This is a genomic window from Pseudacidobacterium ailaaui (genome assembly GCF_000688455.1).
GTDB lineage: Bacteria > Acidobacteriota > Terriglobia > Terriglobales > Acidobacteriaceae > Pseudacidobacterium > Pseudacidobacterium ailaaui.
Window position 1 is genome coordinate 718,396 of record NZ_JIAL01000001.1, and the last position, 26,368, is coordinate 744,763.

Sequence of the window (26,368 nt, forward strand, 5' to 3'; positions counted from 1 at the left end):
GTTCAAAAATCAGATCAGGCCTTCCGCCGCAGCGGAGCAGTTTCAAATGCGCCGCGCACTTCCTTCGGCAGATGATAGCTCTCCTCTTCCGTTGGAAAATTACGGCGCTCTACGTCCCGCACGTAGCCGTCAATGGCGGAGCGGAACAAAGCCGCGGCGTCACCATACTGGCGCACAAACTTGGCTGGCTTTGCGAAGCTCAGATTGACCAGATCATGAAAGACCAGGATCTGTCCGTCGCAGTCCGGGCCGGCCCCGATCCCGATGGTAGGAATGTTCAGACGCTGCGTGATGTGCTGTGCCACTTCGCGCGGCATTCCTTCAAGCACCATGAGCACCGCGCCGGCAGCCTCCAGCGCCAACGCATCGCGAAGCAGCGTGTCTGCTGCCGCCACCGACTTGCCCTGGACCTTATACCCTCCCATGCGGTGCACTGACTGGGGCGTCAGTCCCAGGTGCCCGATGACAGGGACCTCCGCATCGGTGAGGCGCTCGACCAGCTCGGCGCGGCTGGCTCCTCCTTCAATTTTCACAGCTTCGGCCCCGGCTTCCTTGAGAAACCGCGCCGCATTTCTCACGCCCTCCTGCACGCCCACGTGATACGAGCCGTATGGCATGTCTGCGGCCACAATGGCATGTTTCACCGCCCGTCGCACGGCACGCGTGTGGTGGAGCATTTCGTCCATCGTCACAGGAAGCGTCGTATCATACCCCAGCACCACCTGCGCCAGCGAATCGCCAACGAGCAACAGATCGACGCCCGCCTCATCCACCAGGCGGGCCGTAGCGTAGTCATAGGCCGTCAGCGCCGTAATGGGTTTGCCCTGCTGCTTTTTTTCCTGAAGTGTCTGGAAGGTCACCTTGGCGCGGACCGCCGCGGTGTTTTGCGCATCTGCGCTGCAGAAATTGCTTACACTCATGAAGGCTCTCCAGTGCAGCTCCCTTTCCGGGATGCTACCCGAACATCTCCGACTATACGCTTCTTTGGCGGCCACCCGCAAACGTGCGAAACTGCATTCAAGCGTGGCCGCGAGCTTGCTGGCTGATCGTTTCCGGCTTCGTGAATTACGGTCTGAGACGCAACGATGGATCGGCCCCTCGGAGGAAAGCCTGGACCTAATCGAAGCCGGAGGATTTCTCGTCCGCTCCCCCCATAGAGGAGGTGTGCCACTTCGGTTCAAGCTGCAGTTTCTGCAAAACCGTCACGGGCCGACATAGAGCTCGACGGGTGAAAATCCGATCTGTTTGCTCTGGTCATCGACGCGCAGAAAGATCGGCGTCTTGCCGCCATTGATGTCCACGCCCATCACCACGCCATTTCCCACGGCCTTGGAGATGACGATCTTGTGGTCTTTAATGGTCCCGTAATCGCCCGATGGTCCCCAGTCTTTATAAAACTGATTGAAATCATAGGGCTTGTACTGGTCCGGGTGCTTCTCCCAATCAGGATCATGGGTCCAAAGTGTATAGGCCTTCTTGTAGTCCTGTGCCTGGAGTGCAGCAAAGAAGAGATTGACGCGGTGCTCGGCAGGAATGGTCCGGAAGAACCAGCCATGCCCGGTGACAAAACCCAGGACCCCGAACAGTCCTACGGCAACAATGGTTGTGATGGCCGTGATGACAATATTACGGTTCCGCCTGGCGCGACGGGCATCATACGCAGGCGCGTCGAGAAGGGTCATGGGCGCAGCTCTCCTTATCTGATTTGACACCAACAGAGTACCGGATGTTTCGGATTACCGCGAATACTGCGTCCGGTCCTTCTCCGCGCGGCGTTCCAAGGCAAGCGCAATCAGCCGGTCAATCAGCTCTGTATACGGCACTCCTGACGCCGCCCACAGCTTGGGATACATGCTGATGGCCGTAAATCCTGGCAGTGTGTTGATCTCATTCAGATAAATGCGCCCGGATTTCCCCGTCTTCGTGTCAGGTTCCATCAGAAAATCCACGCGCGCCAGCCCAGAGCAGTCGCAGGCCCTGAATGCCGCAATGGCCATCTGCTGCACCTGCTTTGCCTGCTGCTTCGTAAGCTTTGCAGGAATGATAAGCTCCGACCCCTCACTTAGATACTTGGCCTCGTAATCGTAGAACTCTTTGCTGGGGACCACTTCCCCGACCACCGAAGCCTTCGGGGCGTCGTTACCCAGCACGGCCACCTCCAGCTCGCGTGCTTTGCCTCGTTTTCCACCTACGCCCTGCTCCACGACGATTTTGCGGTCGTAATTCGCCGCAAGCTCAATGGCGGGACCCAGCTCTTTGCGGTCATGCGCCTTGCTGATCCCGACCGAAGAGCCCAAGTTGGCAGGCTTCACAAACACCGGATATTTCAGCGCCGCTTCAATACGCGTGATGATTTTCCTGCTGCCCGCTTCCCATTCTCCACGCAGGAAGGTGACATGCTTCGTAATCGGCAGTTTTGCCGAAGCAAAAAGCCGCTTCATCACGTCCTTGTCCATGCCTGTGGCAGAGCCGAGCACTCCGGATCCAACATAGGCGATTCCCGCCAGCTCAAAAAGCCCCTGAATGGTCCCGTCTTCGCCAAAGGTCCCGTGCAGCACGGGAAAAATGACGTCCACACTGAGGGCCTGGTGCTCCGGGTGCCGATCGGTCTCAAAAGGTACCAGAGAGCCGGTCTTTGCCGCTGTGGGTACTGGCGGAACAATCACCGCCTCCCCTTTGGCCAGAACGGCGGCCGGGGCCGTCGCCTGCGGGTCACCCGCACGCAGCTGCCGCTGGTCTGCCGGCTCCCCCGCCAGCAGACGCTCGGCATCGGACGCCGTCACCCAGCGCCCTTCTTTCGTGATCCCAATGGGGACAACATCGTACTTTTTCCGGTTGATGGCCTGAAGCACCGAGGCCGCGGAAAGCAGAGAGACTTCGTGCTCACCGCTGCGGCCGCCAAATAGAACACCGACTCGAAGTTTGGGCATACTCAATAAAGCGAGTGTATCGTGTGCATCAGCGGCCGGTGTGCTTCGCGCTCTGATGAAGCATGACTGTTCTGGTTCCCGCCAGACAGCACGCCTACAGGATCTTCTTCCCGAATGCTGAGGAAATCAGCTCTACTGCGAGGTCTGCCGTCCGGTTGTGTTCATCAATGACGGGGTTGACCTCGACCACTTCCAGACTCAACATGCGTCCGTGGTCAGCGATGATCTCCATCGCCAGATGCGCCTCGCGGTAGGTGGCGCCGCCGCGAACCGGTGTACCCACTCCCGGAGCATCTTCCGGGTCCACCCAGTCCATGTCGAGGGAGACATGATAGCCGGCCGTCCCTCGTCCGGCGGCGCGGAGGGCCTCTTCCATAACAGCGCGCATCCCGCGCTCGTCAATGTCGCGCATGGTATAGACCTCGGTCAGCCCGGCGCGCTTAATGTTTTCCTTTTCCGTCGCGTCGATGTCCCGGACGCCAATCAGCACTGTGTTTTCCGGCAACACCTTGGGCGAAAACCCGCAGATATTGGCCAGCGCTGCCGGCCCCAGGCCCAGCAACGCAGCCAGAGGCATTCCATGCACATTGCCGCTGGGCGAAGTCTCCGGCGTGTTCAGGTCCGAGTGGGCGTCGATCCAGATAAGGCCAATCTTCTGGTTCTGCCGCCGATAAAACTCAGCTACCCCGGAAACACTGCCTGCGGCAACGGAATGATCTCCGCCAATAATGACAGGCGTCATGCCTTTTTCCAGGGCTTCCATCACATGTTCGGCGGCCTTGGTGCAGGTCTCGGTAATCTCCTTCAGATAGCGCGCATTTTCTTCGCCAACATGTTTTGTCTCTGCGATGGCGACCCCGATGTTTCCACCATCGCTCACATTGTGGCCCAGCGCCTCCAGCCGTGCTTCAAGACCGGCGACGCGGACGGCCGACGGGCCCATGTCCACGCCGCGGCGCGATGCCCCTAAATCCAGAGGCACTCCGATGATGCAGATATCGCGCGGTGGCAGGGACTGGACCCCGCTGTGAGGCACCGCAAATGTTTCATTGGTCTTCGACATACGTTCTTTCGTTTGAAGAGGTCCACAAACAGACGCCCCATCCTGTACCCATCCAAGGACAGGAGGCCGCCCTCATGGATAAATTCTGTTCAGTGTCCGTGCAAATGGAATCGTCTCTCGTACATGCTCCAGCCCGCAGATCCAGGCCACCGCACGCTCAATGCCCATTCCAAAGCCCGAGTGAGGCACCGAACCGTAACGCCGCAGATCGAGATACCACTGAAAGGCCTCCATCGGCAGATTGTGTTCTTCAATGCGCTTCTTCAGCAGGTCGAAGGAAGCAATGCGCTGCGAACCGCCAATGATTTCTCCATACCCTTCCGGGGCCAGCACATCCACACAGAGCGCATATTTTGGGTCCTCCGGGTCTGGCTCCATGTAGAAGGCCTTCACATTCGCAGGATAACGATGCACCATCACGGGGCGGTCAAACTGCGAAGAGAGATATGTCTCATCCGGCGACCCGAAGTCGTTGCCATACTCAAATGGCTGTTCCAGCAGGCCCCGGGCATGTGCGTCCTTCAGCATCTGCGCCGCTTCGTCGTAGCTGATGCGGGGAAACGGGGCCTTGATGGTTTCCAGCTTACTGGTATCACGGCCAATGACTTTCAGATCGGCAGCGCGGCGCGTGAGCACACGCTCTACGATGAAACTGATGAACTGCTCGGCAAGCCCCATCAGATCATCGAGCCTCGCATAGGCCCATTCCGGCTCGACCATCCAGAACTCGGTCAGATGGCGGCGGGTCTTTGACTTTTCCGCGCGGAAGGTCGGCCCAAAGCTGTAGACCTTACCCAGCGCCATCGCTGTGCTCTCGATATAGAGCTGGCCGCTCTGCGTCAGATACGCCTCATCGCCGAAATACTCCACTGGGAAAAGGGTGCTTGTGCCTTCGCAGGCCGCGGGCGTCAGAATCGGCGGATCCGTCAGCACAAAGCCGTTGTCATCCAAAAAATCGCGGGCGGCTTTGATGATCTCGGCGCGAATGCGCAGGATGGCCGACTGGCGCGGCGTGCGGATCCAGAGATGGCGGTGCTCCATCAGGAAGTCCGTGCCGTGCTCCTTGAGCGAAATCGGAAACGGCGTCTCTTCCGAAACACGCTGCACGACCTCAACATTCTCAACGTCGAGTTCGTACCCACCCGGAGCGCGTTTGTCCGCACGCACTTTGCCTGTAACGATGACGCTCGACTCCTGCGTCAGTCCCTTGACAGTCTCAAAAACCTCGGGCGTCACAGCGGCCTTGGGCACGACCCCCTGAATGGTCCCCGTCCCATCGCGAAAAATGGGAAAGAGCAGTTTTCCGCTCTCACGCAGGTTGTACAGCCAGCCCCTCAGGGTGACGGACCTGCCTTCGTGCTCGCCAATTTGGGCGATGGTCGAAAGAGGCGCTTCCGTGGATACAGCAGTGGTTGGTTCAGACATAGCAATCTTCTGCGGCAAAAGCCGAACCTTCCAGTGTATTACGGAGCGTCGTCGAAAAGCGTTGGCCGCATCTCCACCGGCAACGGCTGTTCCGGTTTCAGGGGCTGGGTCTGGCCGTCCAGAGTATGCGCATAACGGAAACCTCCCGGCGGAGGCGCGATCGTCGCTGTAGATTCCAACTTCTCGGTCCAGGCAATCAGTCCGCGCCCGCCTCGCTGCGTCGTGATGGGACAGCTCCACACCCCTGCTGAAGCTTTGCAGGGACCATCAAAGGTCCCCCCCTGCAGCCAACCGTAAACCACCACCAAGGCACGGCCGGCGGGTGTCAGTCCCGGCGGAATGACAGGATCATTCGGACATTGACGCATCTCTGGTGAGCTTTGCGGGTAGCCAAATCCGATTAGCGTGCCATCGCACTGGTGGTCCGCTTCATACCAAAGATTTACGCCCACGTCTTCGTTGGCCAGCAGGATGGTTTCCCGCGCCAGAAACGCCTGCCGCATCATGCCCGTAATGGCATCCGCATAGCCGTTGGCATCCACCCCATGGAACAGGTTTTTATTGCCATACCAGCCGGATTCCGTGTCCCAGACCGGCGTGGAAGCAGACAGGAAGGATTGCCTTCTGGCAAGCACGGCGCGCACCCTCCCCGGCTGGTCTACGATGGCATACTGGCAGGCCACATTGGGCACAGCGAAGCGCGCGCATTTAGGATCGCCTTCTGAGACATTGGTCTCCGGCATCGGCACCGGAAAGACGTTCGTGCGCGAAGGATAGGCATGAAAGCTGACGATATCGGGCAGCGAGGCATTCGGGATGCGGTGCCACGCATCCAGAAACTCGCCTAGCGCCTTGTCAAATTCCCCAGATCCGCTCGGACCATCTCCCTGCCGCCCTACACCACCCGCCGATGTGGACCCGCCAATGATTTTGCAGTCCCCGCAGTAGGTCCTTACGATCACGGCCATGTCGTTGGCCATCTTCGCCAGGTGGTCCAGCGAGTCGTCCCAGAACATCGGCGCATTGAATTCATTCCACGCCTCAAAATAATGGATGTGGCATCGGCCAACCAGTGGCGATGCGGGGGCAGAGGAGACCTCGCAGTTTTTCTGCATCAGCGCCGTGATCCACTCCTTCCAGATGCAATCTCCATTCGGGCTGATGACGCCGTCCAGCGGTGCTTTGCATCTCTCATTCTTCTCTTCAATATCGAGAGGAGCGCGCTTCGCTGGCCCAGGACCCGGCTCTCCGGTGGCCCACGCCGGCACGGTATTGAACGTGTAGATCAGCTGGGTATGGTTCTTTTCAGCCACCGGGACCCACCCTGTTTCCGGCGTAAACAGATTGCCAAATGTAGGGCTGAAATTGCCGCGCGAGGTTTCAATCTGATACCAGCGCTCGCCTGCATTTGACCGAATGATCGCCGGATTGGGCAATCCAAACTTGGACGGCCAGTTTTTGGCATGAAGCACATATGCGTTTTCAATCGAGGCGTCCTGGATCGTGAGCGGGTAGGTCACGGTCTGCGCCGCAGCGCTGAAAACAACAGCAGTAAGGAGAAGAAAACAAAAGAATGGAGACCGAAGGATGCTTCGGGGGGCCAGCATACTCAGCATCCTACTACAGGGCCATTTGCTCGCGAAAAATCTGGGACTGCCGGCGCGAGAGCCCAACGCGAGTACCGTCCCTTAAGACCGCCGTCAGGCTAAGGTCTGGATTCAGCTCCATGGATTCGACCCAACGCAGATTAATCACCTGATTGCGGTTTGCACGGAAGAACTGCTTTCCCAGACGCTCCTGCAGGGCCTGCAAACTACGCAGGACCAGCGGACGGTGTTCTCCAAAACAAACCCGCGTGTAATTGCCTTCACTCTCCAGCAAGCGGATATCAGCAGGCCGCACCATCCAGGCGCGCTCACCTTCGCGGACAAAAAACTGCTGTGGGACCTCCCGGGCATTCTGCGCCCGGAGCTCTCGAATCCGATGGAGCGCCCGCGCCAGCCGTCCCGCCTCAATCGGCTTGAGCAGATAATCCACTGCACATTGCTCAAAGGCCTCTACCGCATACTGGCTGTATGCCGTCGTAAAGATGACATCGGGTGGATCAGGAAGAGATTCAATCAGCGCGATTCCGCTCTCCCCTGGCATCTCCACATCCAGAAACAGAAGCGCAGGTTGCAGCTTCTCCATCAGGGTCCTTGCCTCCTGCGCATTTGCCGCCTCGCCGACGATCTCAATATCGTCATGAGCATCCAGCAAACGGCGCAGCTCAGAGCGCGCCAGCCGCTCATCATCCACAATCAGCGCCCGGATCATCTCGCTTCCTCAAAGGGCAACGTCAGTCGCGCACAGACTTTTTCCGGCTGCATCGCGAAAAGCTCCAGGGATGCCTGCGCTCCATAAGTCAAGGCCAGCCGCTCCCGCGTGTTCCGCAGCCCGATACTGCCCGGACGCTCCAGGGCCAGCAGTCGGCCATCATTCAGGACATCAATCCGCAAGATGCGGTCCTGTCTCTCTGCCTCAATCGCAATCTCCCCACCCTCGCTCCGTGCGGCGATACCGTGCTTGATTGCATTCTCCACCAGCGCCTGCACCATCATGGGCGGCACCAGTGCCCGCAATGCCTCGCCTGTAACCTGCCGGCGAATGCGCAGCCGGTCCTCAAACCGGATCATCTCCAGCGCAAGATAGCGGTCCAGTGCGGCCAGGTCCTCGGCCAGCGTAACGCGCGTGAGCGGGTCATGGTCCAGAGAATAGCGCAGCAACCCGGCCAGGTCGGTGACCATCTCCCTTGCGCGCGAGGGGTCTTCCACAATGAGCGAACGCAGCGAATTCAGACAATTAAACAGGAAATGCGGCTGAAGCTGCGAAGACAGGGCGCGATGCTGCGCCTCTCGGGCCAGCAACTGCAGTTGCAGCCCCTGCATCTCTGCCATGCGCCGGCGCTCGATCGTCTTGGCCAGAAAATAAAAGAACTCCCAGAACAGTACTACGACGGCCGAGTTGGGAAACATGTACAGAAGCACCATGTAAGCATCGCGGCCGCGCGCCACAAAAAGCCCCAGGATCAGACTGTTGATGACGACCAGACAACCGGCCATCCACACGCCGCTAAGGGCGGCAGCGACCAGCGTGCGCAGCGCCACCCAGGAGAACGGCCTGTCGGCCCAGTTCTGCCTGCGGGCCATGGCACGCACCACATGCGTCGCCATGAACCCATAGAACGAAAAAAGCAGCACGGAAACCAGCGCCGCCGACGGTCTCTGATAATACTTTGCGGCCACAACCAGGGGAAAGCTGATGGCCGCATAAAGTCCCCATCCCAGCACTTGCGCTGCAAGATACCCTGGCCGAAACGACAACAGCAGGGCGCGCCAGCTTTGCTGCTTCGCCGGCGCACCCAGATCAAAGGATGTTCCTGTTTTGTGGTCCATCACAGCTTTCCCGCCTCCTGCCGCCTCAGGCGGCCGGGTGCGCCTTCAAAAACGCATCCATCTGGGCAAAGAACCACTGCGGATCATCGTACATAATAAAGTGCCGTGCATGGTCGGCCAGCACAATCGTCGTCTGGGGTGCACCGGCATACTGGCCTTCAAACTCCTTCAATATGGCGCTCCGGAATGTCGGAGAGGCCGGCTGCTGTGCCGCTTCTGCCAATCCAATCCAAGTCCCCATTACCAGAATCGGCGTATGAATGTGGCCCAGCTCCGGACGCAGGTCTGTCACCAGCATGTCATACATGGCATCGCCAACTGTCTGCTTGTCAGAACGTAGCCCCCACTCCTTGATGCGCGCAAAATCAGCATCGCTTGTCACCATGGAGCGCGTCATCGCCCCGCTGTTCACATAGGCTGCGTACTCCGCGTCTGTTTCTCCAGCAATCCGCGAGCGCAATCCAGCCGCCATCCCCTTGACTCCGTCCGCCGAGTCCACATTCATCCAGGCATGGGCTGAGAACGGCAGTGCGTCCACAATCACCAGCGGCCCTACCTTGTCCGGATATTTCTCCGCCAGGTCCAAAGCGAGAAACCCGCCCAGCGAGTGCCCTACAATCACCGGATGGTCCAGGTGGTTTTTGTCGATATACGCCGCCAGCTGGTCCCGGACTACATTCAGAAAATCATCCCCCGGACCCGTCCATCGCGGCTGTCCGGCGAACCCGTCAAGCGTGAGCACATAACAGCGGTAATTGTCCTGATACCGCGCTACCGTTGAATCCCAAACCTCTCCAGAGGAAGACAGCCCGGGAATCAGGATCATCGCTTTCCCTTTACCTTTTACATCCACATGAAAGGCCGGCGTGCTCTGCGCCAGGACCACATGGATCGCCAGGACCAGAACAGCCGCAGTCAGAAGATTTGCCGTCAGTTTCATAACTTTCCTCCACAGCCCCACACTACGCAGATACGCACCGTGCACGGCGCAAATTGGGACGAACGGCCGGTTGCAGGGATAAGCGGTTGTTTCTCGGGTCTGTTTGAGATAAACTATGGTTTCGGCACCAGTGCGGGCATTTCTCTGTCTGCCTGCCCGCTCCCCGCGCACAATGTGGCGCATGCAGTTTCTGGCGGGCGCTGGCTAGCGCGAAAAGTTCAGCAATTCTGGAGTTTGATCATGGCTCAGGTGTGTGAAATCTGCGGCAAAGGCCCGCAATTCGGAAACAATATCTCTCATGCGCACAACGTCACTCGTCGGCGCTGGAATGTCAATCTCCGCCCGGTCAAGGCGAAAGTAGAGGGCGGCGCAAAGCGTCTGCGGGTCTGCACCCGCTGCATCAAAAGCGGTAAGGTTGTAAAAGCGTAGTTCTCTGTACGCCCGCAATCGGACCCCGGACCGTTCCGGGGTCTTTGTGTTTCCAGATGGCTCACATCAACAGCTTCGTCCGCATTCCCCTGCTCACCATTCGCCAGCTGGTCCGGCCCCTGCCGCGCATTGGCGTGCTCGACCAGGACCGTGTTTCGATGCGCGTCCTGCCCAATGATATCGATTTCAATTTCCACCTCAACAACTCGCGCTACCTAAGCTGCATGGACTACGGCCGCATTCACATGATGGCCGCCAACGGCATCCTCAACCATGCCCTGAGTGGCCGCTGGACCCCTCTCGTCGGGTCCGTCGACATCACCTACCGCCGTCCGCTCGGCCTCTGGGTCCGATTTGAGCTGCATACCCGCACCCTCGGATGGGACCAGAAGTGGTTCTACATCGAACAGAGCTTCCACTCCGATGCTGGACTGGCCGCCATTGCCTGGGTCAAGGGCCTCTTTCGTAACCGGCAGGGGAACATTCCACCCCAGACGGTAGTGGACATGGTCGCGCCCGGCATGACTTCTCCTCGCTTGCCAGAGGAATTGGAGCGGTGGAACCAACTGACAAAAATACGGCTGGAAGGACCAGCAGCCTACGGGTCCACCCTCTGAAGCCACGCCCTCAATAAATCTCGCCGCGGGAGGGACCGCGGGACACTGCTTTGGCGCATGACGGGATGCAAGGGAAAGGACCGCTCAAAATTCCTGGAGCGGTTGCCTGAGCCCAGCATTCACTGCAGCAGCGAAGAATGGCAACTTTATTCTGAAGCAGAGATAGGGACGAAACAAGAAATCTGGCTTGCGCGGGAGGAAGCAGGCGGACCGAAGGCCGTCCCTGCTAATACGCCTGCAACTGCTCCACCGGAAGGCGCACCTGGAAGCAGGTTGCACCTGGCTCAGACTGCACGCGGACATATCCGCGGTGCTTGCGCACGATGCGCTGGACCGTATCGAGACCAAGCCCAAGGCCACTGCCTGGGGCCTTGGTCGTAAAGAACGGCTCGAAGATGCGGTCCTGCAATTCGGGCGGAATGCCGGGGCCGTTGTCCCATACCTCAATCAGCAGCATGTCTCCGGAAGGCTGCACACTGAGCGTAATGCGTCCGCGATCCTGGATCGCATCGAGAGCATTTTCAAGCAGCGCCATCCACACCTGGTTCAGCTCGCTGGCATATGCGCTGAGCCGCGGCAGGTCCGGGGCATAGCGCCGTTCTACCTCCACATGCTGCAGTCGCGATTGCAACATGGTCAGCGTATTTTCCAGTCCCTGGGGAATGTCCACTTCCTGGATCGGCGCCTGGTCCATGTAGGAATAGTCTTTAATGGCGCGAATCAGGTCGAAGATGCGTTTGGTGGAATCGAGCATGGCGTTGGCCATGTTTTCAGCCCGGATGGAAGAGGCAAACTGGGACAGCACCACCATCAGCGCATGCGCATCCAGAAACTCCACCAGCGGTTCCAGTTGAAGAGGTTCCACACCGGCCTCGGCCAGCTCCGGAACAATCTTCCAAGGCGACTCAATTCCGTGCTGCCTCATCCAGGCCAGCAGTGCATCTTCCCGCGCTGCCTGGTCCGCAGCAGAGTTGCTCAGGGCACGCGCACGTTCGCGCACCGACTTTTGCCAGTTGCGCACCTGCGTCAGGTGCTCTTCTGAGAGGCACAAACTGCCCAGCCGATACTTCTCATAGCCATAAACATGCAGTTCATCAAGCAGCCCCGAAGCAGCACGCTGCGCCGCCGATGCCGGATTGTTCAGCTCATGGGCAAGATTGCCTGCGAGCTTACCCAGGGCATTCAGTTTTTCCGTCTGCTGTTCCATGCGCGTCACCTCGCGCACGCGGTCCAGCAGCACGCTCACGCAGCGCTGGGTCATCGAAGGCACGGCCTTCAGCATCTCAGGAAAAATCTCTTTGGGGTAGGAAAGCGCCCAGGTGGGTGCCACCGTGTAGCCGTGGCCGCCATAGGTCTTCATGCGGGAAAAGGGCAGCAGGCCGGAGATCTGGCCCGAGCGCCCGATCCACAGCGCAGAAGGACCATGCTCACGCCGCACATGCACTTCCCCCTTCAGCATGATGGTCATCTCCGTTGCCGGCTCGCCTTCACGAAAGATGGTTGTGCCCGCCTCGGCAAAGCGCTCCACGCCATGCGTCGCCAGCCATTCATATTCGGCCTCCTCCATCCCATGCAGGGCAGAGACCCGCTTGAGCGCCGCAATAATTTCAGGCACCGGCGTCGGCGACTTGGGAGTAAAGCGTTCCTCTGGAGGGGCGATGCTGGCTATATTCATAGGCCCTTTCCCGGCAGGTCAGAAGACCTCTCTTCAGATGGTAAATCTTAGACGATTTCGCACGGCAGAAGCGTCAAGAAAGTGTCAAACTGCGCTAATTTGCATGTGGACGCTGCATTTCTATCTTCCGTTCGGGCATGGAATCGATGAGTTGGTTGAGCTGCGAAATCGAGACCGGCTGCGTGCTCTTCAGTTTGATGCGGCCATCCTCTCCCAGCAGATAGACCGAAAACCGGCCTTCCGGGACCTGAAAGCGGGCACGGACGGACGCCATCTCTTTGCGGTTCAGAATCTCATAGGGCGTATCCAGCGGAGGCTGGTACCCCTGCGATTGGGCGATGATCGGCAGGAACAGAACAAAACGGTCCATCATGTCATCAGCCGCGCTGTCCAGAGCAGACTGCTGCTTCAACAGGCGTGGGTCCTTCGCAGTTGGACTGAAGACCAGCAGTGGCCGGTAGCAATGCCGCATCTGTACCAGCGTCGCCGGGCGCATGGAACAGCTCAGGCTGGCCTGGGCAAACAGCCCGGCCGGCAAACTCAGTATGGCGGCGATGAAGGGGAGGCGCAGCGTCATACATGGACCAGCATTTTTCAGGTCCGTCCCCGGTCCACATCTGGAACAGCAACCGGGGACAAGGACCGCCGACCACTACTTAGACGAAGCCGACACAACTTCCGTTGGCTGTGCGGGCTGAGGCACTCCGTCCTTTACCTCAACCGGATCAAGGAAGGGCATGGCCGCGCGCAGCTTCGCGCCCACTTCTTCAATCTGGTGCTTTGCCTCTTTCCGGCGCGTCTCATGGAAATTTTTGCAGCCGCTCTTGTTCTCTTCAATCCAGTTCTTGGCAAAGGTGCCGTCCTGGATCTCCTTGAGCAGCTTCTTCATGGCGGCGCGCGTCTCGTCGGTAACAATGCGGGGCCCTGCGGTGTAATCGCCATACTCGGCCGTGTTTGAAATGGAATAACGCATGTAGGCCAGACCGCCGCGATACATCAGGTCCACAATCAGCTTCAGCTCGTGCAGGCATTCAAAGTATGCCAGCTCCGGCTGATACCCCGCCTCCACCAGCGTCTCAAATCCGGCCTTGACCAGAGCGGCCGTGCCACCGCAAAGTACCGCCTGCTCGCCGAAGAGGTCGGTTTCGGTCTCTTCCTTGAAGGTGGTTTCCAGCACCCCGGCACGGGTGCAGCCGATTCCCTTGGCATAGGAAAGCGCCAGCGCAAGCGTGTTGCCGCTCGCATCCTGATGCACGGCAACAAGGCCCGGAGTGCCTCCGCCCTCTGTAAACACTTCACGCACGCGGTGCCCCGGGGCCTTGGGCGCGGCGAGAAACACATCGACGCCAGCCGGCGGCTGAATCGTGCCATAACGAATGTTGAATCCATGCGCAAAAGCCAGTGTCTTGCCGGGCTTCAGGTGCTGGGCAATCTCTTTGTTGTACAGCTCGCCCTGCGTCTCATCGGGCGTGAGGATCATGATCACGTCGGCCCAGGCCGCGGCCTCAGAAATCGTGCTGACTTCAAGACCCGCCTTCTTCGCTTTGTCAATGGATTTGCTCGATGCGGGCAGGCCGACGCGCACGTGGACGCCGGAGTCCTTCAGGTTAAGCGCATGGGCATGGCCCTGCGATCCGTATCCGATGATCGCGACCTTCTTCTGCTGGATCAGTGAAAGGTCTGCGTCGTGGTCATGGTAGGTCTTCGCCATTGTTTCGTTTTCCCTTCGTGATGAAAAAATCGGTGTCGGTCATTCGTCGTCCTTCTGGACAAAGCTGGGGGCTTCTGCCGTGAAGGCCCGTGCATCCGCCAGAATGGCGGAATCATGATTGCGGCAGCTGCGATTCTTCTTCGCTCTCTGCCGTTACATTCGGCTCCAGAATCTCCGGTTCGGGCGCGCCGGCAATGCGCATGGCATCGAGCACACGGCTGGTATGTCGTCCCCGCCGCATCACCATGCGTCCCGTGCGCGCAATCTCCAGGATCTCGTCGCCGCTCTCCATCAGAACCTGGATCAACCCCTCAATCTTGCTGGAAACGCCGGTAATCTCAATCATCAGCGAATCCGGCGCAAGGTCCACAATACGCGCGCGGAAGACCTCCACCAACTCAAAGATGTGTGAGCGGGTCTGCGGCGTGGCGGCAACTTTAATCAGCGCCAGTTCGCGGGTCACGCAGGCAAACTGGCCCACGTCATCCACCTCCAGCACGTTCTCTAGCTTATAGAGGCTGGCTGTAATGCGATGGCCAGCAGTCGGCGACGCCTCCGCGACGATCGTCATGCGCGAAACGCCTTCCCGCTCCGAGCGGCCCACTGTAAGGGAGACGATATTTACATTCAGGCGGCGGAAGAGTGAGGCCACGCGCGTCAGCACGCCCGGTTTGTCTTCCACGAGTGCGACAAATGTATGCAGCATAGTTACAAATCTTTCCTTCAGCGGCCAGCGAAACTGCCAGCGCCCTTTTATGCATCTTCTGCTGTTTCGATCAGAGGGTTGTCCGGCCGCCGGATCATCTCATGCAGCGCCTTGCCCTGAGGAATCATCGGATAGACCGAGTCTTCCTTTTCCACCAGGAAATTAATCAGGAACGGGCCCTTCGTCTCCCGTGCGGCTTTGACGGCAGGCAGCACTTCAGCGCGCTTCGTGACCGTGGCGCCTGCAATGCCGTGCGCATCGGCCAGCTTCACAAAGTCGGGACTGAGTATTGGCGAGGAAGCGTAGTTCTTCTCGTAGAAAAACTCCTGCCATTGACGCACCATCCCAAGATACCCGTTGTTAATGATGGCAATATTGATGTCGAGCTGTTCCTGCGCAATGGTCGACAGCTCGGCTGCGGTCATCTGAAAGCCGCCGTCTCCGGCAATCACCCAGACTTCCTTCTCCGGGCAGGCGACCTTTGCGCCAATGGCTGCGGGCAGCGCAAAGCCCATCGTGCCCAGTCCGCCGGAGGTGACCAGCGTGCGGGGCTCATTGTGCTTGTAATACTGGGCCTCCCACATCTGATGTTGGCCCACGTCGGTCACCACAATGGCCTTGCCTTCGGTCGCATTCCACAGATCGTGGATCACATGGGCCGCATAAAGATGCCCGTTGTCCGGCAGGTTCTTGATGTCGCGGACTGCACACTCGCCCTTCATCTCGTTGATCTCGCGCACCCATGGCGAGCTTGCCCTGGTGGGAATCTGCGGCAGCAGGATTTCCAGCACCTGCTTCAGGTCCCCCACCAGCGCCACGTCTACCTTCACGTTCTTGTTGATCTCGGCCGGATCAATCTCGATGTGGATCTTCTTGGCATGGGGCGCATACGTGGCCAGCGTCCCGGTGACGCGATCATCAAAACGCATCCCGCAGGCAATGAGCAGGTCCGCTTTCTGGATTGCGGTGTTTACCCAGGCCTCGCCATGCATCCCCATCATGCCCAGCGAAAACTCATGCGATGCAGGAAATGCTCCGAGGCCCAGTAATGTGGACGCCACGGGAATCTGCATCCGCTCTGCCAGCGTGCGTACCTGTTCAAATGCTCCGGACTGAATGATACCGTGTCCAGCGAGAATCATCGGGCGCTTCGCTTCGCGGATGAGACGAGCTGCATCGCTGATGGAGTCCGCGCTGTGGCCGCGCATCGGATGCGGCCGATAAGGGCGGGGCGCTGCAGCTTCAAAGTGAAACTCGGCCGTGGCCTGCTGCGCATCTTTCGTGATGTCCACCAGCACCGGACCAGGCCGTCCGGATTTCGCAATCAGAAAGGCCTCGCGCAGCACCGGCGCAATGTCCTCGGCCCGCGTGACAAGATAATTGTGTTTGGTGATGGGCAGTGTGATGCCGGTAATGTCCACCTCCTGAAAGGCATCCGTGCCGAGCACTTTGCTTGAAACCTGCCCCGTAATGCAGACAATCGGCACCGAGTCCATCATCGCAGTCGCCAGCCCTGTGACCATGTTGGTTGCGCCCGGACCGGAGGTCGCCATCGCTACGCCCACCTTGCCCGATGCGCGCGCATAGCCGTCGGCCATGTGCGTCGCCCCCTGCTCGTGCCGCACCAGAATATGACGGACGGGAAACTTTCGCATTGCGTCATAGATAGGCAGAATGGCCCCGCCGGGATAGCCAAAGACGTCCGTTACGCCCTCGCCAACCAGGGTGGCCCAAGTAATCTCGGAACCAGTAAGGCGGGTGGTCTGTGGTGTTGCGCTCATTCTGATGACTCCTTGTCTTGCGATGGTTGTCAGTTCGTCACGGCCCCTAAGGATGCCGAAGAAACCGTGTCCGCATACTTGCGGAAGACCCCGCGCTCAAACTTCGGCTCCGGCGCCTTCCAGTTCTGTAACCGTGACTGTAACTCTTTCTCCGGGACCTCCACATCAAGCCGACGGTTCGGGATGTCGAAGTGTATGATGTCGCCTTCGCGGATCGCGGCAATCGGGCCGCCCATGGCTGCTTCCGGCGAGACATGGCCCGCCATCAGCCCGCGCGTCGCGCCGGAGAAGCGGCCGTCTGTGAGCAGCGCGACCGTCTCAGACAGCTCCGGAATGCCGACAATGGCCGCCGTCACCTGAAGCATCTCTCTCATGCCCGGGCCGCCCTTCGGTCCCTCATAGCGAATCACCAGTACATCGTGGGGGCGGATCTTGCCCTGCTCGACTGCGGCAAAGGCCGCCTCTTCGCAGTCAAAGACGCGCGCCGGACCACGGTGCTCCAGCCGGTTGTGCCCGGCAATCTTAATCACGCAGCCCTCAGGCGCAATGTTGCCTTTGAGGATGACAAGACCGCCCATGGGCTTCAGCGGCTTGGTCGCTGGATGAATCACGTCCTGGTCAGGGGCCTCTGTGGCCTGCGCCGCTTCTTCGGCCAGCGTCTGCCCGCTGACGTTGATGCAGTCTTTGTGCAGGAAGCCGGCCTCGATGAGGCGCTGCGCCAGCAGACGGCTCCCGCCTGCCTTGTAGTAGTCCGCCGCTACGTATTTGCCGCCCGGCTTCAGGTCGCAAAGCAGCGGGGTCTTGCGGCTGATGCGGTCAAAGTCATCCACCGAAAGCTGGATACCGGCCTCATGCGCAATCGCAATCAGGTGCAGCACGGCATTCGTCGAGCCGCCGGAAGCAACAACGCTGGTAATGGCGTTCTCCAGCGCCTCGCGCGTAATGATCTGGCGCGGACGCAGGTCTCTGCGCGCCAGATCCATCACCAGAGCACCGGCCTTGCGCGCCGTCGTCAGTTTTTCCGGCAGAAACGCCGGAACGCTGGAGATACCGAAGGGCGATATTCCCAGAAACTCGCAGGCAATCGCCATGGTGTTGGCCGTAAACTGCCCACCGCAGGCGCCCGCTCCAGGACACGCGTTGGCCTCAATCACTTCAAGTCCTGCATCGTCCAGCTTGCCTGCTGCGTGTGCACCGATGGCCTCAAACACATCCTGCACCGTCAGGTCGCGGCCATTTGCATGACCGGGCGCAATCGAGCCGCCGTAAAGCATCAGCCCCGGAACATCCAGACGCGCCAGCGCCATCACCGTTCCGGGCATGTTTTTGTCGCACCCCGCAATGCAGACAAGACCGTCAAAGAGGTTGCCGCGCGCTACGAGTTCAATCGAGTCGGCGATGACTTCGCGGCTTACCAGCGAGGCCTTCATCCCTTCTGTTCCCATCGTGATCCCATCTGAGATGGTGATGGTGTTGAATTCCATCGGCGTGCCGCCCGCCTCGCGAATGCCCTGCTTGACTGCCTCGGCAATCTGGCGCAGGTGGAAATTACAAGGCCCGATCTCGGTCCATGTATTCGCAATACCGATAATCGGCTTGCGCAGGTCTTCCTTGGTAAAGCCGATACTGCGCAGCATGGCGCGCGCCGCGGCGCGGTTCGGCCCCTCCGTCAGGGGAATACTTTTCCGTTTTGCCTTGTCCAATCCATCGGAACTCAATGTGCTCTTCTCCAAAAAGGTCAGGAAGCTGTCCAGTGAAGGTCACGCCTTCGGGGCGTACCAGAACTCCGCATTGTGTTTCTGTTCGTACTGGTCAATCGCCGCAGCATGGCGCAGCGTCAGACCAATGTCGTCCAGCCCCTCCAGCAGGCAATAACGCCGGAAGGGATCAATCGAAAACTTCGTCTCAAAGCCCTGCTCGTCGCGGACGGTTTCGTCTTCAAGCGAGACCGTCAGCTTATAGCCTTCCGTTTTTGCCGCGCGTTCCAGCAGCAGCTGCACCTCGCCTTCCGGAAGAGTAATCAGCAGAATGCCGTTCTTGCCTGCATTGGAATGAAAGATGTCGGCAAAGGTGGGAGCAATCACACAACGAAAGCCAAAGTCCGCCAGCGCCCAGGCCGCATGTTCGCGCGAGGAGCCGCAGCCGAAGTTCTTGGCCGTGACCAGAATCTGCGAGCCCCGGTAGCGCGGCTGGTTGATCTCGAAGTTGGGGTCCTGACGCCAATCAAAGAACAAAAACTCGCCATAGCCGGTGCGCTCAATGCGCTTCAGAAACTGCTTTGGAATGATCTGGTCCGTGTCCACATTGGCGCGGTCCAGCGGCGTCACAACCGATGTAAGCGTGCGAAATGGCTGCATTAGACCAGCACCTCCTCACCTTGAAATTCCCATTGACGGATGTCTGTGAAGTGTCCGGTGATCGCCGCGGCAGCGGCCATCTGCGGACTTACCAGATGCGTGCGCCCACCGCGTCCCTGGCGGCCTTCAAAATTGCGGTTGCTGGTGGACGCACAACGCTCACCCGGCTGCAAAATGTCCGGGTTCATGCCCAGGCACATCGAGCAGCCCGGCTCTCGCCATTCGAATCCGGCTTCGATAAAAATTTTGTCCAGCCCCTCTTTCTCCGCCTGCGCCTTCACTTGATGGGAACCGGGAACGACCATCGCTCGCACCTTCGGATGGACGTGATGACCGGCGACCACTTTCGCGGCGGCGCGCAGGTCTTCGATGCGCGAGTTTGTGCAGGAGCCAAGAAAGACGCGGTCTACCCTGATCTCTTCAATCGGCATGCCCGCTTTCAGCCCCATATATTCCAGTGCGCGCTCAAAGGCCTTGCGGTCGGTCTCGTCTTTCGCGCTGGCCGGATCAGGTACGCTGTCCGTCACCGGGACCACCATGCCCGGGTTTGTCCCCCACGTGACATAGGGCACCAGCTCCTCGGCCGGGACCAACAGCTCGCGGTCAAACTTTGCGCCCGGATCGGTCCTCAGCCCGCTCCATTCCGCAACGGCCTTCTCCCACTCTGCGCCTTTGGGAGCAAAACGCCGGCCCTGGAGATATGCAAACGTCGTCTCATCCGGAGCAATCATGCCTGCGCGCGCCCCTGCCTCAATGCTCATATTGCAGATGGTCATGCGGCCTTCCATGGAAAGCGAGCGGATGGCCGACCCCGCATACTCGATGACATATCCGGTTGCGCCATCGGTGCCGATGCGGCCGATGATGCCGAGAATGATGTCCTTTGCCGTGACCCCATGCGGCAGCTCGCCTTCAACCAAGATGCGGAAGGTCTTCGGCTTCGACTGCGGCAGGCACTGCGTCGCCATGACGTGCTCGACTTCCGAGGTGCCAATCCCAAAGGCCAGCGCGCCAAACGCGCCATGGGTCGAGGTATGTGAGTCGCCGCAGACAATCGTCATTCCCGGCTTGGTCAGCCCAAGCTCCGGTCCAATGACGTGAACAATGCCCTGGTTGGGTGATTGGATATCGTAAAACTCCACGCCAAACTCAGCGCAGTTCTTACGCAGCGTCTCTATCTGTTTGGCGGCAATCGCGTCTTCAATCACCAGACGGTTCGTCGTCGGAACATTATGGTCCACCGTTGCCACGGTGCGGTCCGGACGGCGCAGCTTACGTCCCGCCATCCGCAAGCCATCGAACGCCTGCGGCGAGGTGACCTCATGCACCAGATGCAGATCAATGTAGAGCAGCGTCGGCTCACCCTCAGGCTCTGCCACCACATGCTGCTCCCAGACTTTTTCAAAGAGTGTTTTTGGTGTTGCCATATTTGTCCCTGAAATCAGTGATTACCGCGGTCCTGAGCGCGCAAAGAAGCTGAAGCGCGCCCAATGCTTCCCTGCCCTCGGCGTTCTTCCCTTACACCGCGTGCATCGCCTGTCGCTGATCAATCAGCTCATTCAGCACGCTATGTACCTGGCGGCCCATCTCCTGCGTGGAGAGGACCATCTTCTTGTCTTTCTCGCTGCGCGCCAGGTCGGCCGTGCGATATCCCTGCTCCAGTACTTTGCGGACGGCCGTCTCGACCGCCTGCGCGTCCTGCTCCAGGTTTGCCGAGTGCCGCAGCAGCATCGCCGCCGTCAGAATCGCGCCCAATGGGTTGGCGATGCCTTTGCCCGCAATGTCCGGCGCCGAGCCATGCACCGGCTCATACAGATTGACCTTGCCGCCAATCGTCGCCGAAGGCAGCATCCCCAACGATCCGGTAATGACAGCCGATTCGTCCGAGAGAATATCGCCGAAGAGGTTCTCCGTCAGCACTACGTCGTAATTGCGCGGCGTGTTCATCAGGTGCATGGACATTGCGTCCACATACTGGTGCTCCAGCGCAACATCGGGATAGTCCTTCGCCACTTCCGTCACCGTGGCGCGCCACAACTGCGAAACCTCCAGCACGTTGGCCTTGTCTACTGAAGTCACTTTCTTCCGCCGCTTCTTGGCCAGCTCAAAGGCCACGCGCGCCACGCGGGCGACCTCATCGCGCGTGTAACGCATGGTGTTCCATGCGGCCCCCGATGCGCGGTCCCACGTGCGCGGCTCGCCAAAATACAGACCGCCCAGCAGCTCGCGCACAAAGATGATGTCTGCGCCGTCAATCACCTCCGTCTTCAGCGGAGAGTTCGACGCCAGCGCCGGATGCGCAAACGCCGGACGAAGATTGGCAAAGCCTCCCAGCGCCTGCCGGATCTGCAGCAGGCCCGCTTCCGGACGCTTGTCCGGCGGCAGCGCATTGAATTCATTGCCGCCGACTGCACCCAGCAGCACCGCATCGCTTTCAAGCGCCGCGTCCAAAGTGGCCGTGGGCAGCGGGGTCCCCTGGGCCTTGATCGCCGCGCCGCCAATCAGCGCCTCGCGGAACTCAAAATCGTGCCCGCCCAGTTCGGCCACCGAACGCAGAACGCGCACCGCTTCACTCGTAACCTCCGGGCCTATGCCGTCCCCGGCAACAATCAGGATCTTCAGCTTCATCCGATGTGTCTCTCCAGACTTTGTTCATTTGTCATTCTGGGCGGCCGCCGAGCACCTCATCCCTTGCGCAGCAAAGCGACAGAGGCTCCAGGTCCCAATACCCAGAGGGCCAAAGCTATGCTTCGCCCACAGGCTCGGCCGCAATCAAATCTGCATGCCGTCGATGATGTGCAACCAGATTCATAAGGTCCTGGTCATAGACCGCCTTCTTTCTGTCTGCCAACTCAGTAAATGCGCGATAAGCTGCTTCCAGGTCCTCTGAGCTTAGCTCGTAGCCCAGTTCACTCAACCGCGAGCGCAGCGCATGCCGGCCCGAGTGTTTGCCCAGCACCATGCGGTTTGAGGGAACGCCGACCGACTCCGGCGTCATAATCTCGTAAGTCAGCGGATTGGAAAGCACTCCATGCTGGTGAATGCCCGATTCGTGGGCAAATGCGTTGCTGCCTACGATGGCCTTGTTCGGCGAAGGACCGAAGCTGATGATCTTTGCCAGCTGCTGGCTCACCGGATACAGCCGCTCCAGCCTGATTCCGTGGTCCATCCGGAAGTGGTTCTGGCGCACCATCAGGGCCGCAGCCACTTCTTCCAGCGCTGCATTGCCGGCCCGCTCCCCAATGCCGTTGATCGTGCATTCCACTTGCCGCGCCCCACCCTCCAGCGCGGCCAGAGAGTTGGCCACCGCCAGGCCAAGGTCGTTATGGCAATGCGCGGAAAAGACCACCTTCTCCGCACCCGGAACGCGCTCGCGCACGGTGCGGAACATATTCCGATATTCGTCAGGCACCGTGTACCCCACCGTGTCCGGCATATTGATGGTCGTCGCGCCGGCCTCGATGGCGACCTGTACGATTTTGCAGAGAAAATCCATGTCCGTGCGCGTCGAGTCCTCCGGGGAAAACTCCACATCGTCAACATAGGTGCGCGCCAGGGCCACAGACTCGGCTGCGCGGTCCAGGGCCTCTTCGCGGCTGATCTTCAACTTGTATTGAAGATGAATGTCCGAGCTGGCCAGAAAGATATGGATGCGCGCCCGCTCCGCTGGCTCCAACGCCGCCGCCGCCCTTTCAATGTCCTCGCGCTTGGCCCGGGAAAGAGAAGCGATCCGCGGACGGCGGACCTCCCTGGCTATGGCCTGGATTGCCTGAAAATCTCCCTCTGAGGCAATGGCAAAACCAGCCTCTAGGATGTCTACTCCCAGGTCGTCCAGCGCATGGGCCATCACCAGTTTTTCCGGATGCGTCATGCTGCAGCCCGGCGATTGCTCACCATCGCGCAGCGTTGTGTCAAAGAAAAGAAGGCGGTCAGGAACCACATTCTGGGCCATAAAAAAGTCCTTTGCTCCCTGGTAAGAATCCAGTCTCGCAAAAGATGCGCCATAATTCAAATTTTTAATTTCTTGATTTTCCATAATTTATATTTATGATCACTCTTAAGCCCGGCGTCACCGCCTCTTTTACTTATGGAGTTAAGTCAACTTGAAACCTTTCTGGCCGTCGTGGCGGAAAAGAGTTTTTCCCGCGCGGCCGCCCGTCTGCATCGCACCCAGCCTGCCGTCAGCCAGGTCATCCGCAAGCTTGAAGAGGAGCTGGGAGAGCCGTTGTTTGAGCGCGCCAGCCGGGACGGCACTCTGACGGCAGCCGGCGAAGTCCTGCGCGAATACGCGGAAAGGCTGCTCCGGCTGCGGAATGAAGCATCCAGCGCCCTGGCCGAAGTCAAGGCCCTGGAGCGCGGCAAGCTGACGCTGGCGGCCAATGAGTACACCTGCCTCTATCTGCTGCCCGTGCTGGATGCCTTCCGCGAACACTGCCCGCAGATTTCCATCCTGGTGCAACGATCCCTGGCCAGCCGCATTCCGGACGAAGTGCTGGGCCGGACCGTCGAGATGGGGATCGTCTCCTACCGGCCGGAAGACGATCAACTGGGCGCCATTGGAGTGTACTCGGACGACCTGGTCTTTATCGTGCCTCCTGAACACGCGCTTGCCCGGGAAAAAAACGTGCGCATCCGTGACCTCGGAGCAGAAAATTTCATCGCCCACAATGTTCCTTCTCCCATGCGGCGCAGGGTGGAGGAGGCATTTGCCAGTCACAAAACACCTCTGAACATCGGTGTCGAACTACCGAGCCTGGAGGCCATCAAGCGCTTTGTGGCCGGCGGCAATGGTGTTGCCTTTGTTCCGGAGCTGACGGTGCAGGCCGAGGCGATGCGCGGAGACGTAGTGATCGTCGATGTACCGGAACTGGCCTACGCACGGCAGCTCTGGCTGATTTACCGCAGGCATGGGACGCCATCCTATGCGGCCATGGCCTTCCGGCGTGTGGTCCGCTCGCTGGCCCGGGAAATGGGCGCTCCTTTCCTCTATGACGAGAAAAGCGGCAGCGCGTCTAAGAAACAAATGCCGGAAACAGTTCGATAGCTGTGCAAAAACCGTCGGGCAGGTACAATTGCGGAGAGGGCCTTTAGTCCGGCCGCTGAATTCACAATGGAGAGGCCCTAGGGGCATTGCGCCTGCCGGGCTTTTGTGCAGGCGAGAGGTTCATAACGGATGAAGAAGATTTTGTTGTCTTTATTGTTGCTGCCAGTGCTGGCGGCAAGTGGGTTTGCGCAGGAGAGCAGACAGGACGTCAGCGCAAGCTGGACAGGGCTGATTCCTCCCCATGTTGTTGGAAACGCGGTGCAGCAGGACGGCACAATCGGCAACTATGGAGTGCTGGCCAGCTACCGTTACATGCTCACCCCCCGCAGTGCACTGGAGCTGAACTACCAATACAGCCAGGACATTCAGCACTTTGTGGGCAACTTTTTTGACTATCATGTACACACGCGCTTTCAGGAAATCTCCGGCGCGTACATCTATAACTTCACCTTCCGGAACTTCAACCCGTTTCTTGAAGCCGGAATTGGCGGATACATCTTCACCCCCATCAAAGACCCGAAGACCACCAACCTCGACGTCAAGCAGAACACCAATGTCGGGGCCCTGTATGGCGGTGGCATCGCTTACGAATTAAGTCCAAGCTGGGACATTCGCGTGGAATACCGGGGCATCGTGCTCAAGACGCCGAACTTCGGCCAGGACTCGCTGCGCACCAACCGCTATTACAACATCAGTAATCCTGCAATTGGTTTTGCCTATCACTTCTAAGGCCGCCAGGCGGCGAATACCGGCCCCACCCCGAGGGTGGGGCTTTTTATTGCGCACTCAGTGCTTTGACGAAGCTATAGTAAAACTCCACCCCGCGGTAAAACGAGGCGACCGGTACCCGCTCATCTTTTCCGTGGGCGCGAACATCATTCGTCTCCAGCGCAATCCCAGAGATCCCGTAGGTCGGCATCCCGGCGGCGTTGGTGTAGATGCCGTCGGAAGCACCCGTGGCCATGGTCGGGACGACCGGGGTCCCGGGCCACATCTTCTGTACGAGCGCCTCAAGGGGCTGCATCACCTCCGGCTTCAAGGCGGCGGGCGGAAGCTGGCTGCGGTCCGGTGCGGTATCGAAGACCTGTCCTGCGTCATTCACATAGCGAACCGTGATTTTCGGATCATCAAAGATGCGCACGAGTTCTTCCTGCACCTCCCGCAGGGAATGACCCGGAAGGATGCGACAGTTTACATTGGCCTGCGCGGTCTGCGGGAGGGCATTGTTGGCATGGCCTCCGGAAAGCCGCGTGGCCACGCATGTTGTCCTCATTGTTGCGTTGTAGATCGGATTGCGTGAGAGGCGCTGGATGGCGGCCTGGTCCTGCGGCGTACCCAGGATGGCTTTCATGTCCGCCGCGGTCTGGCCAGATTCAAGCGTGCTCATCTTGGCGAAATAGGCGCGTGTGACGGCATTCAATTCAAAGGGAAAGGTGTAGTCCTGCAAACGCTTGAGCGCGTCGGCAATATGATAAATCGCATTGTCTGGCACAGGCAGGGAGCTGTGACCACCGGGATTTGTGGCCGTAAGCTGGTAATCGCCATAGAGCTTTTCTGTTGCATCCACGTCCATGGCAATGGGCCTGCCGTTCTCCATGTCTATGCCACCACCGTCAGGATTGATGACATACTCTGCATCGAGCAGACTGCGCTGGTTCTTAAGCAGCCAGTCCACGCCGTTCGATGCGCCGCCTTCCTCGTCAGCCGTGAGAGCAAGGACCAGGTCGCGGTCCGGTTGAAAGCCTTCTTTCTTGAGGCGAATAAATGTTGTGACCAGAATGGCGTCGCTTTCCTTCATGTCCTGGGTCCCCCGACCATAGAAGTAGCCGTCCTTTTCCACGAACTGGAAGGGGTCCGTCGTCCAGTCGGAGCGGCGCGCCTCAACCACATCCAGATGGCCGATAAAGAGGATCGGCCTTTTCCGGCCTGTCCCATGGATCCGCGCCACCAGATTTTTCTTCCTCTCATTGGGGCCGCCGATATAGATGTCCTCTTTTGGAAAACCAGCGTCCAGCAGGCGCCTGGCCATGGCTTCCGATGCGGCGGTGACGCTTCCGGAGGAATCTGTTGTATTGATTTCAATCAGCTGTTGAAAGATGTCACGCGAAAGCTGCCTGGTCTGCGGATCCAGTTGTGCCGACGAGGCGGGAACAAAGAGACAAAGAGCAGAAAGGCCCAGCACAGCGCTGAGCGCAGCGGTACAACGCATGGTTTCTCCCTTCCGGTAAAAGAAAAACGGTATCAGATTCTGCCCGA

24 protein-coding genes are annotated in these 26,368 nt (G+C 59.2%); 4 read left to right on the top strand and 20 right to left on the bottom strand.

Annotated features, from left to right (window positions below; all coding sequences use genetic code 11):
- Positions 1-14: 14 nt before the first annotated feature.
- The 9 genes from panB to N655_RS17090 form a co-directional block, all read right to left on the bottom strand.
- A complete protein-coding gene (gene panB, locus N655_RS0103315; RefSeq protein WP_026441848.1) occupies positions 15-920 on the bottom strand; it encodes a 3-methyl-2-oxobutanoate hydroxymethyltransferase in 906 nt (301 codons plus the stop codon).
- 282 nt (positions 921-1,202) lie between these two features.
- Entirely contained in the window at positions 1,203-1,682 is a 480-nt protein-coding gene (locus N655_RS0103325) for a hypothetical protein (RefSeq protein ID WP_026441850.1), read from the bottom strand.
- 54 nt (positions 1,683-1,736) lie between these two features.
- Positions 1,737-2,930 (bottom strand): D-alanine--D-alanine ligase family protein, encoded by a 1,194-nt coding sequence (locus N655_RS0103330; protein WP_044933899.1) that lies wholly within the window; start codon positions 2,928-2,930, stop codon positions 1,737-1,739.
- Positions 2,931-3,024: 94 nt separating this feature from the next.
- Positions 3,025-3,993, bottom strand: coding sequence for an arginase (gene rocF, locus N655_RS0103335; protein ID WP_044933901.1), 969 nt, complete (start codon positions 3,991-3,993; stop codon positions 3,025-3,027).
- Positions 3,994-4,065: 72 nt separating this feature from the next.
- Positions 4,066-5,418 carry an asparagine--tRNA ligase gene (gene asnS, locus N655_RS0103340; RefSeq protein ID WP_026441853.1) on the bottom strand — a complete coding sequence of 451 codons (1,353 nt, stop codon included), beginning with the start codon at positions 5,416-5,418 and terminating at the stop codon, positions 4,066-4,068.
- 38 nt (positions 5,419-5,456) lie between these two features.
- Positions 5,457-6,938: a hypothetical protein gene (locus N655_RS0103345; protein ID WP_238324462.1), complete on the bottom strand. Its 1,482-nt coding sequence runs from the start codon at positions 6,936-6,938 to the stop codon at positions 5,457-5,459.
- Between the two features lie 100 nt (positions 6,939-7,038).
- Complete coding sequence (locus tag N655_RS0103350) at positions 7,039-7,734, bottom strand: LytR/AlgR family response regulator transcription factor (protein WP_202900308.1); 696 nt, start codon at positions 7,732-7,734, stop codon at positions 7,039-7,041.
- Entirely contained in the window at positions 7,731-8,852 is a 1,122-nt protein-coding gene (locus N655_RS0103355; RefSeq protein WP_049961226.1) for a sensor histidine kinase, read from the bottom strand. Before N655_RS0103355 ends, N655_RS0103350 begins: the two co-directional genes overlap by 4 nt.
- 25 nt (positions 8,853-8,877) lie before the next feature.
- Positions 8,878-9,792, bottom strand: a complete 915-nt coding sequence (locus N655_RS17090) for an alpha/beta fold hydrolase (protein WP_049961227.1) — start codon at positions 9,790-9,792, stop codon at positions 8,878-8,880.
- A gap of 240 nt (positions 9,793-10,032) precedes the next feature.
- On the opposite strand from N655_RS17090, the gene rpmB reads away from it, so the two are divergent.
- Entirely contained in the window at positions 10,033-10,221 is a 189-nt protein-coding gene (gene rpmB / locus N655_RS20200) for a 50S ribosomal protein L28 (protein WP_081823550.1), read from the top strand.
- A 56-nt stretch (positions 10,222-10,277) separates the two neighbouring features.
- Positions 10,278-10,838: a thioesterase family protein gene (locus N655_RS17095; protein ID WP_049961228.1), complete on the top strand. Its 561-nt coding sequence runs from the start codon at positions 10,278-10,280 to the stop codon at positions 10,836-10,838.
- A 226-nt stretch (positions 10,839-11,064) separates the two neighbouring features.
- Here N655_RS17095 and N655_RS0103375 read toward each other — a convergent pair whose 3' ends face one another.
- The 10 genes from N655_RS0103375 to N655_RS17105 form a co-directional block, all read right to left on the bottom strand.
- A complete protein-coding gene (locus N655_RS0103375) occupies positions 11,065-12,513 on the bottom strand; it encodes an ATP-binding protein (protein WP_044933905.1) in 1,449 nt (482 codons plus the stop codon).
- A gap of 94 nt (positions 12,514-12,607) precedes the next feature.
- Positions 12,608-13,090 (bottom strand): DUF4174 domain-containing protein, encoded by a 483-nt coding sequence (locus tag N655_RS0103380; RefSeq protein WP_026441859.1) that lies wholly within the window; start codon positions 13,088-13,090, stop codon positions 12,608-12,610.
- A 75-nt stretch (positions 13,091-13,165) separates the two neighbouring features.
- Positions 13,166-14,224 (bottom strand): ketol-acid reductoisomerase, encoded by a 1,059-nt coding sequence (gene ilvC / locus N655_RS0103385; protein ID WP_026441860.1) that lies wholly within the window; start codon positions 14,222-14,224, stop codon positions 13,166-13,168.
- A gap of 112 nt (positions 14,225-14,336) precedes the next feature.
- Positions 14,337-14,930 carry an acetolactate synthase small subunit gene (gene ilvN, locus N655_RS17100; protein WP_044933907.1) on the bottom strand — a complete coding sequence of 198 codons (594 nt, stop codon included), beginning with the start codon at positions 14,928-14,930 and terminating at the stop codon, positions 14,337-14,339.
- A 47-nt stretch (positions 14,931-14,977) separates the two neighbouring features.
- On the bottom strand, positions 14,978-16,711 hold the full coding sequence (ilvB, locus tag N655_RS0103395; protein ID WP_026441861.1) for a biosynthetic-type acetolactate synthase large subunit: 1,734 nt from the start codon (positions 16,709-16,711) through the stop codon (positions 14,978-14,980).
- Positions 16,712-16,740: 29 nt separating this feature from the next.
- Positions 16,741-18,429 (bottom strand): dihydroxy-acid dehydratase, encoded by a 1,689-nt coding sequence (ilvD, locus tag N655_RS0103400; RefSeq protein ID WP_026441862.1) that lies wholly within the window; start codon positions 18,427-18,429, stop codon positions 16,741-16,743.
- A gap of 42 nt (positions 18,430-18,471) precedes the next feature.
- The gene (gene leuD / locus N655_RS0103405) at positions 18,472-19,068 is read right to left on the bottom strand and encodes a 3-isopropylmalate dehydratase small subunit (protein ID WP_026441863.1); all 597 of its coding nucleotides are present in this window, start codon (positions 19,066-19,068) and stop codon (positions 18,472-18,474) included.
- Complete coding sequence (gene leuC / locus N655_RS0103410; protein WP_026441864.1) at positions 19,068-20,495, bottom strand: 3-isopropylmalate dehydratase large subunit; 1,428 nt, start codon at positions 20,493-20,495, stop codon at positions 19,068-19,070. Before leuC ends, leuD begins: the two co-directional genes overlap by 1 nt.
- Before the next feature lie 91 nt (positions 20,496-20,586).
- The gene (gene leuB, locus N655_RS0103415; protein WP_026441865.1) at positions 20,587-21,696 is read right to left on the bottom strand and encodes a 3-isopropylmalate dehydrogenase; all 1,110 of its coding nucleotides are present in this window, start codon (positions 21,694-21,696) and stop codon (positions 20,587-20,589) included.
- Between the two features lie 115 nt (positions 21,697-21,811).
- Positions 21,812-23,020: a 2-isopropylmalate synthase gene (locus N655_RS17105; protein WP_081823781.1), complete on the bottom strand. Its 1,209-nt coding sequence runs from the start codon at positions 23,018-23,020 to the stop codon at positions 21,812-21,814.
- Between the two features lie 135 nt (positions 23,021-23,155).
- Between N655_RS17105 and N655_RS17110 the strand changes: the two genes are divergently transcribed.
- The gene (locus tag N655_RS17110; protein WP_044933909.1) at positions 23,156-24,112 is read left to right on the top strand and encodes a LysR family transcriptional regulator; all 957 of its coding nucleotides are present in this window, start codon (positions 23,156-23,158) and stop codon (positions 24,110-24,112) included.
- A gap of 129 nt (positions 24,113-24,241) precedes the next feature.
- A complete protein-coding gene (locus N655_RS0103430) occupies positions 24,242-24,841 on the top strand; it encodes an acyloxyacyl hydrolase (protein ID WP_026441866.1) in 600 nt (199 codons plus the stop codon).
- A gap of 46 nt (positions 24,842-24,887) precedes the next feature.
- On the opposite strand, the gene N655_RS0103435 is transcribed toward N655_RS0103430, so the two are convergent.
- Positions 24,888-26,321 carry a M20/M25/M40 family metallo-hydrolase gene (locus tag N655_RS0103435; RefSeq protein WP_026441867.1) on the bottom strand — a complete coding sequence of 478 codons (1,434 nt, stop codon included), beginning with the start codon at positions 26,319-26,321 and terminating at the stop codon, positions 24,888-24,890.
- Positions 26,322-26,368: the final 47 nt, after the last annotated feature.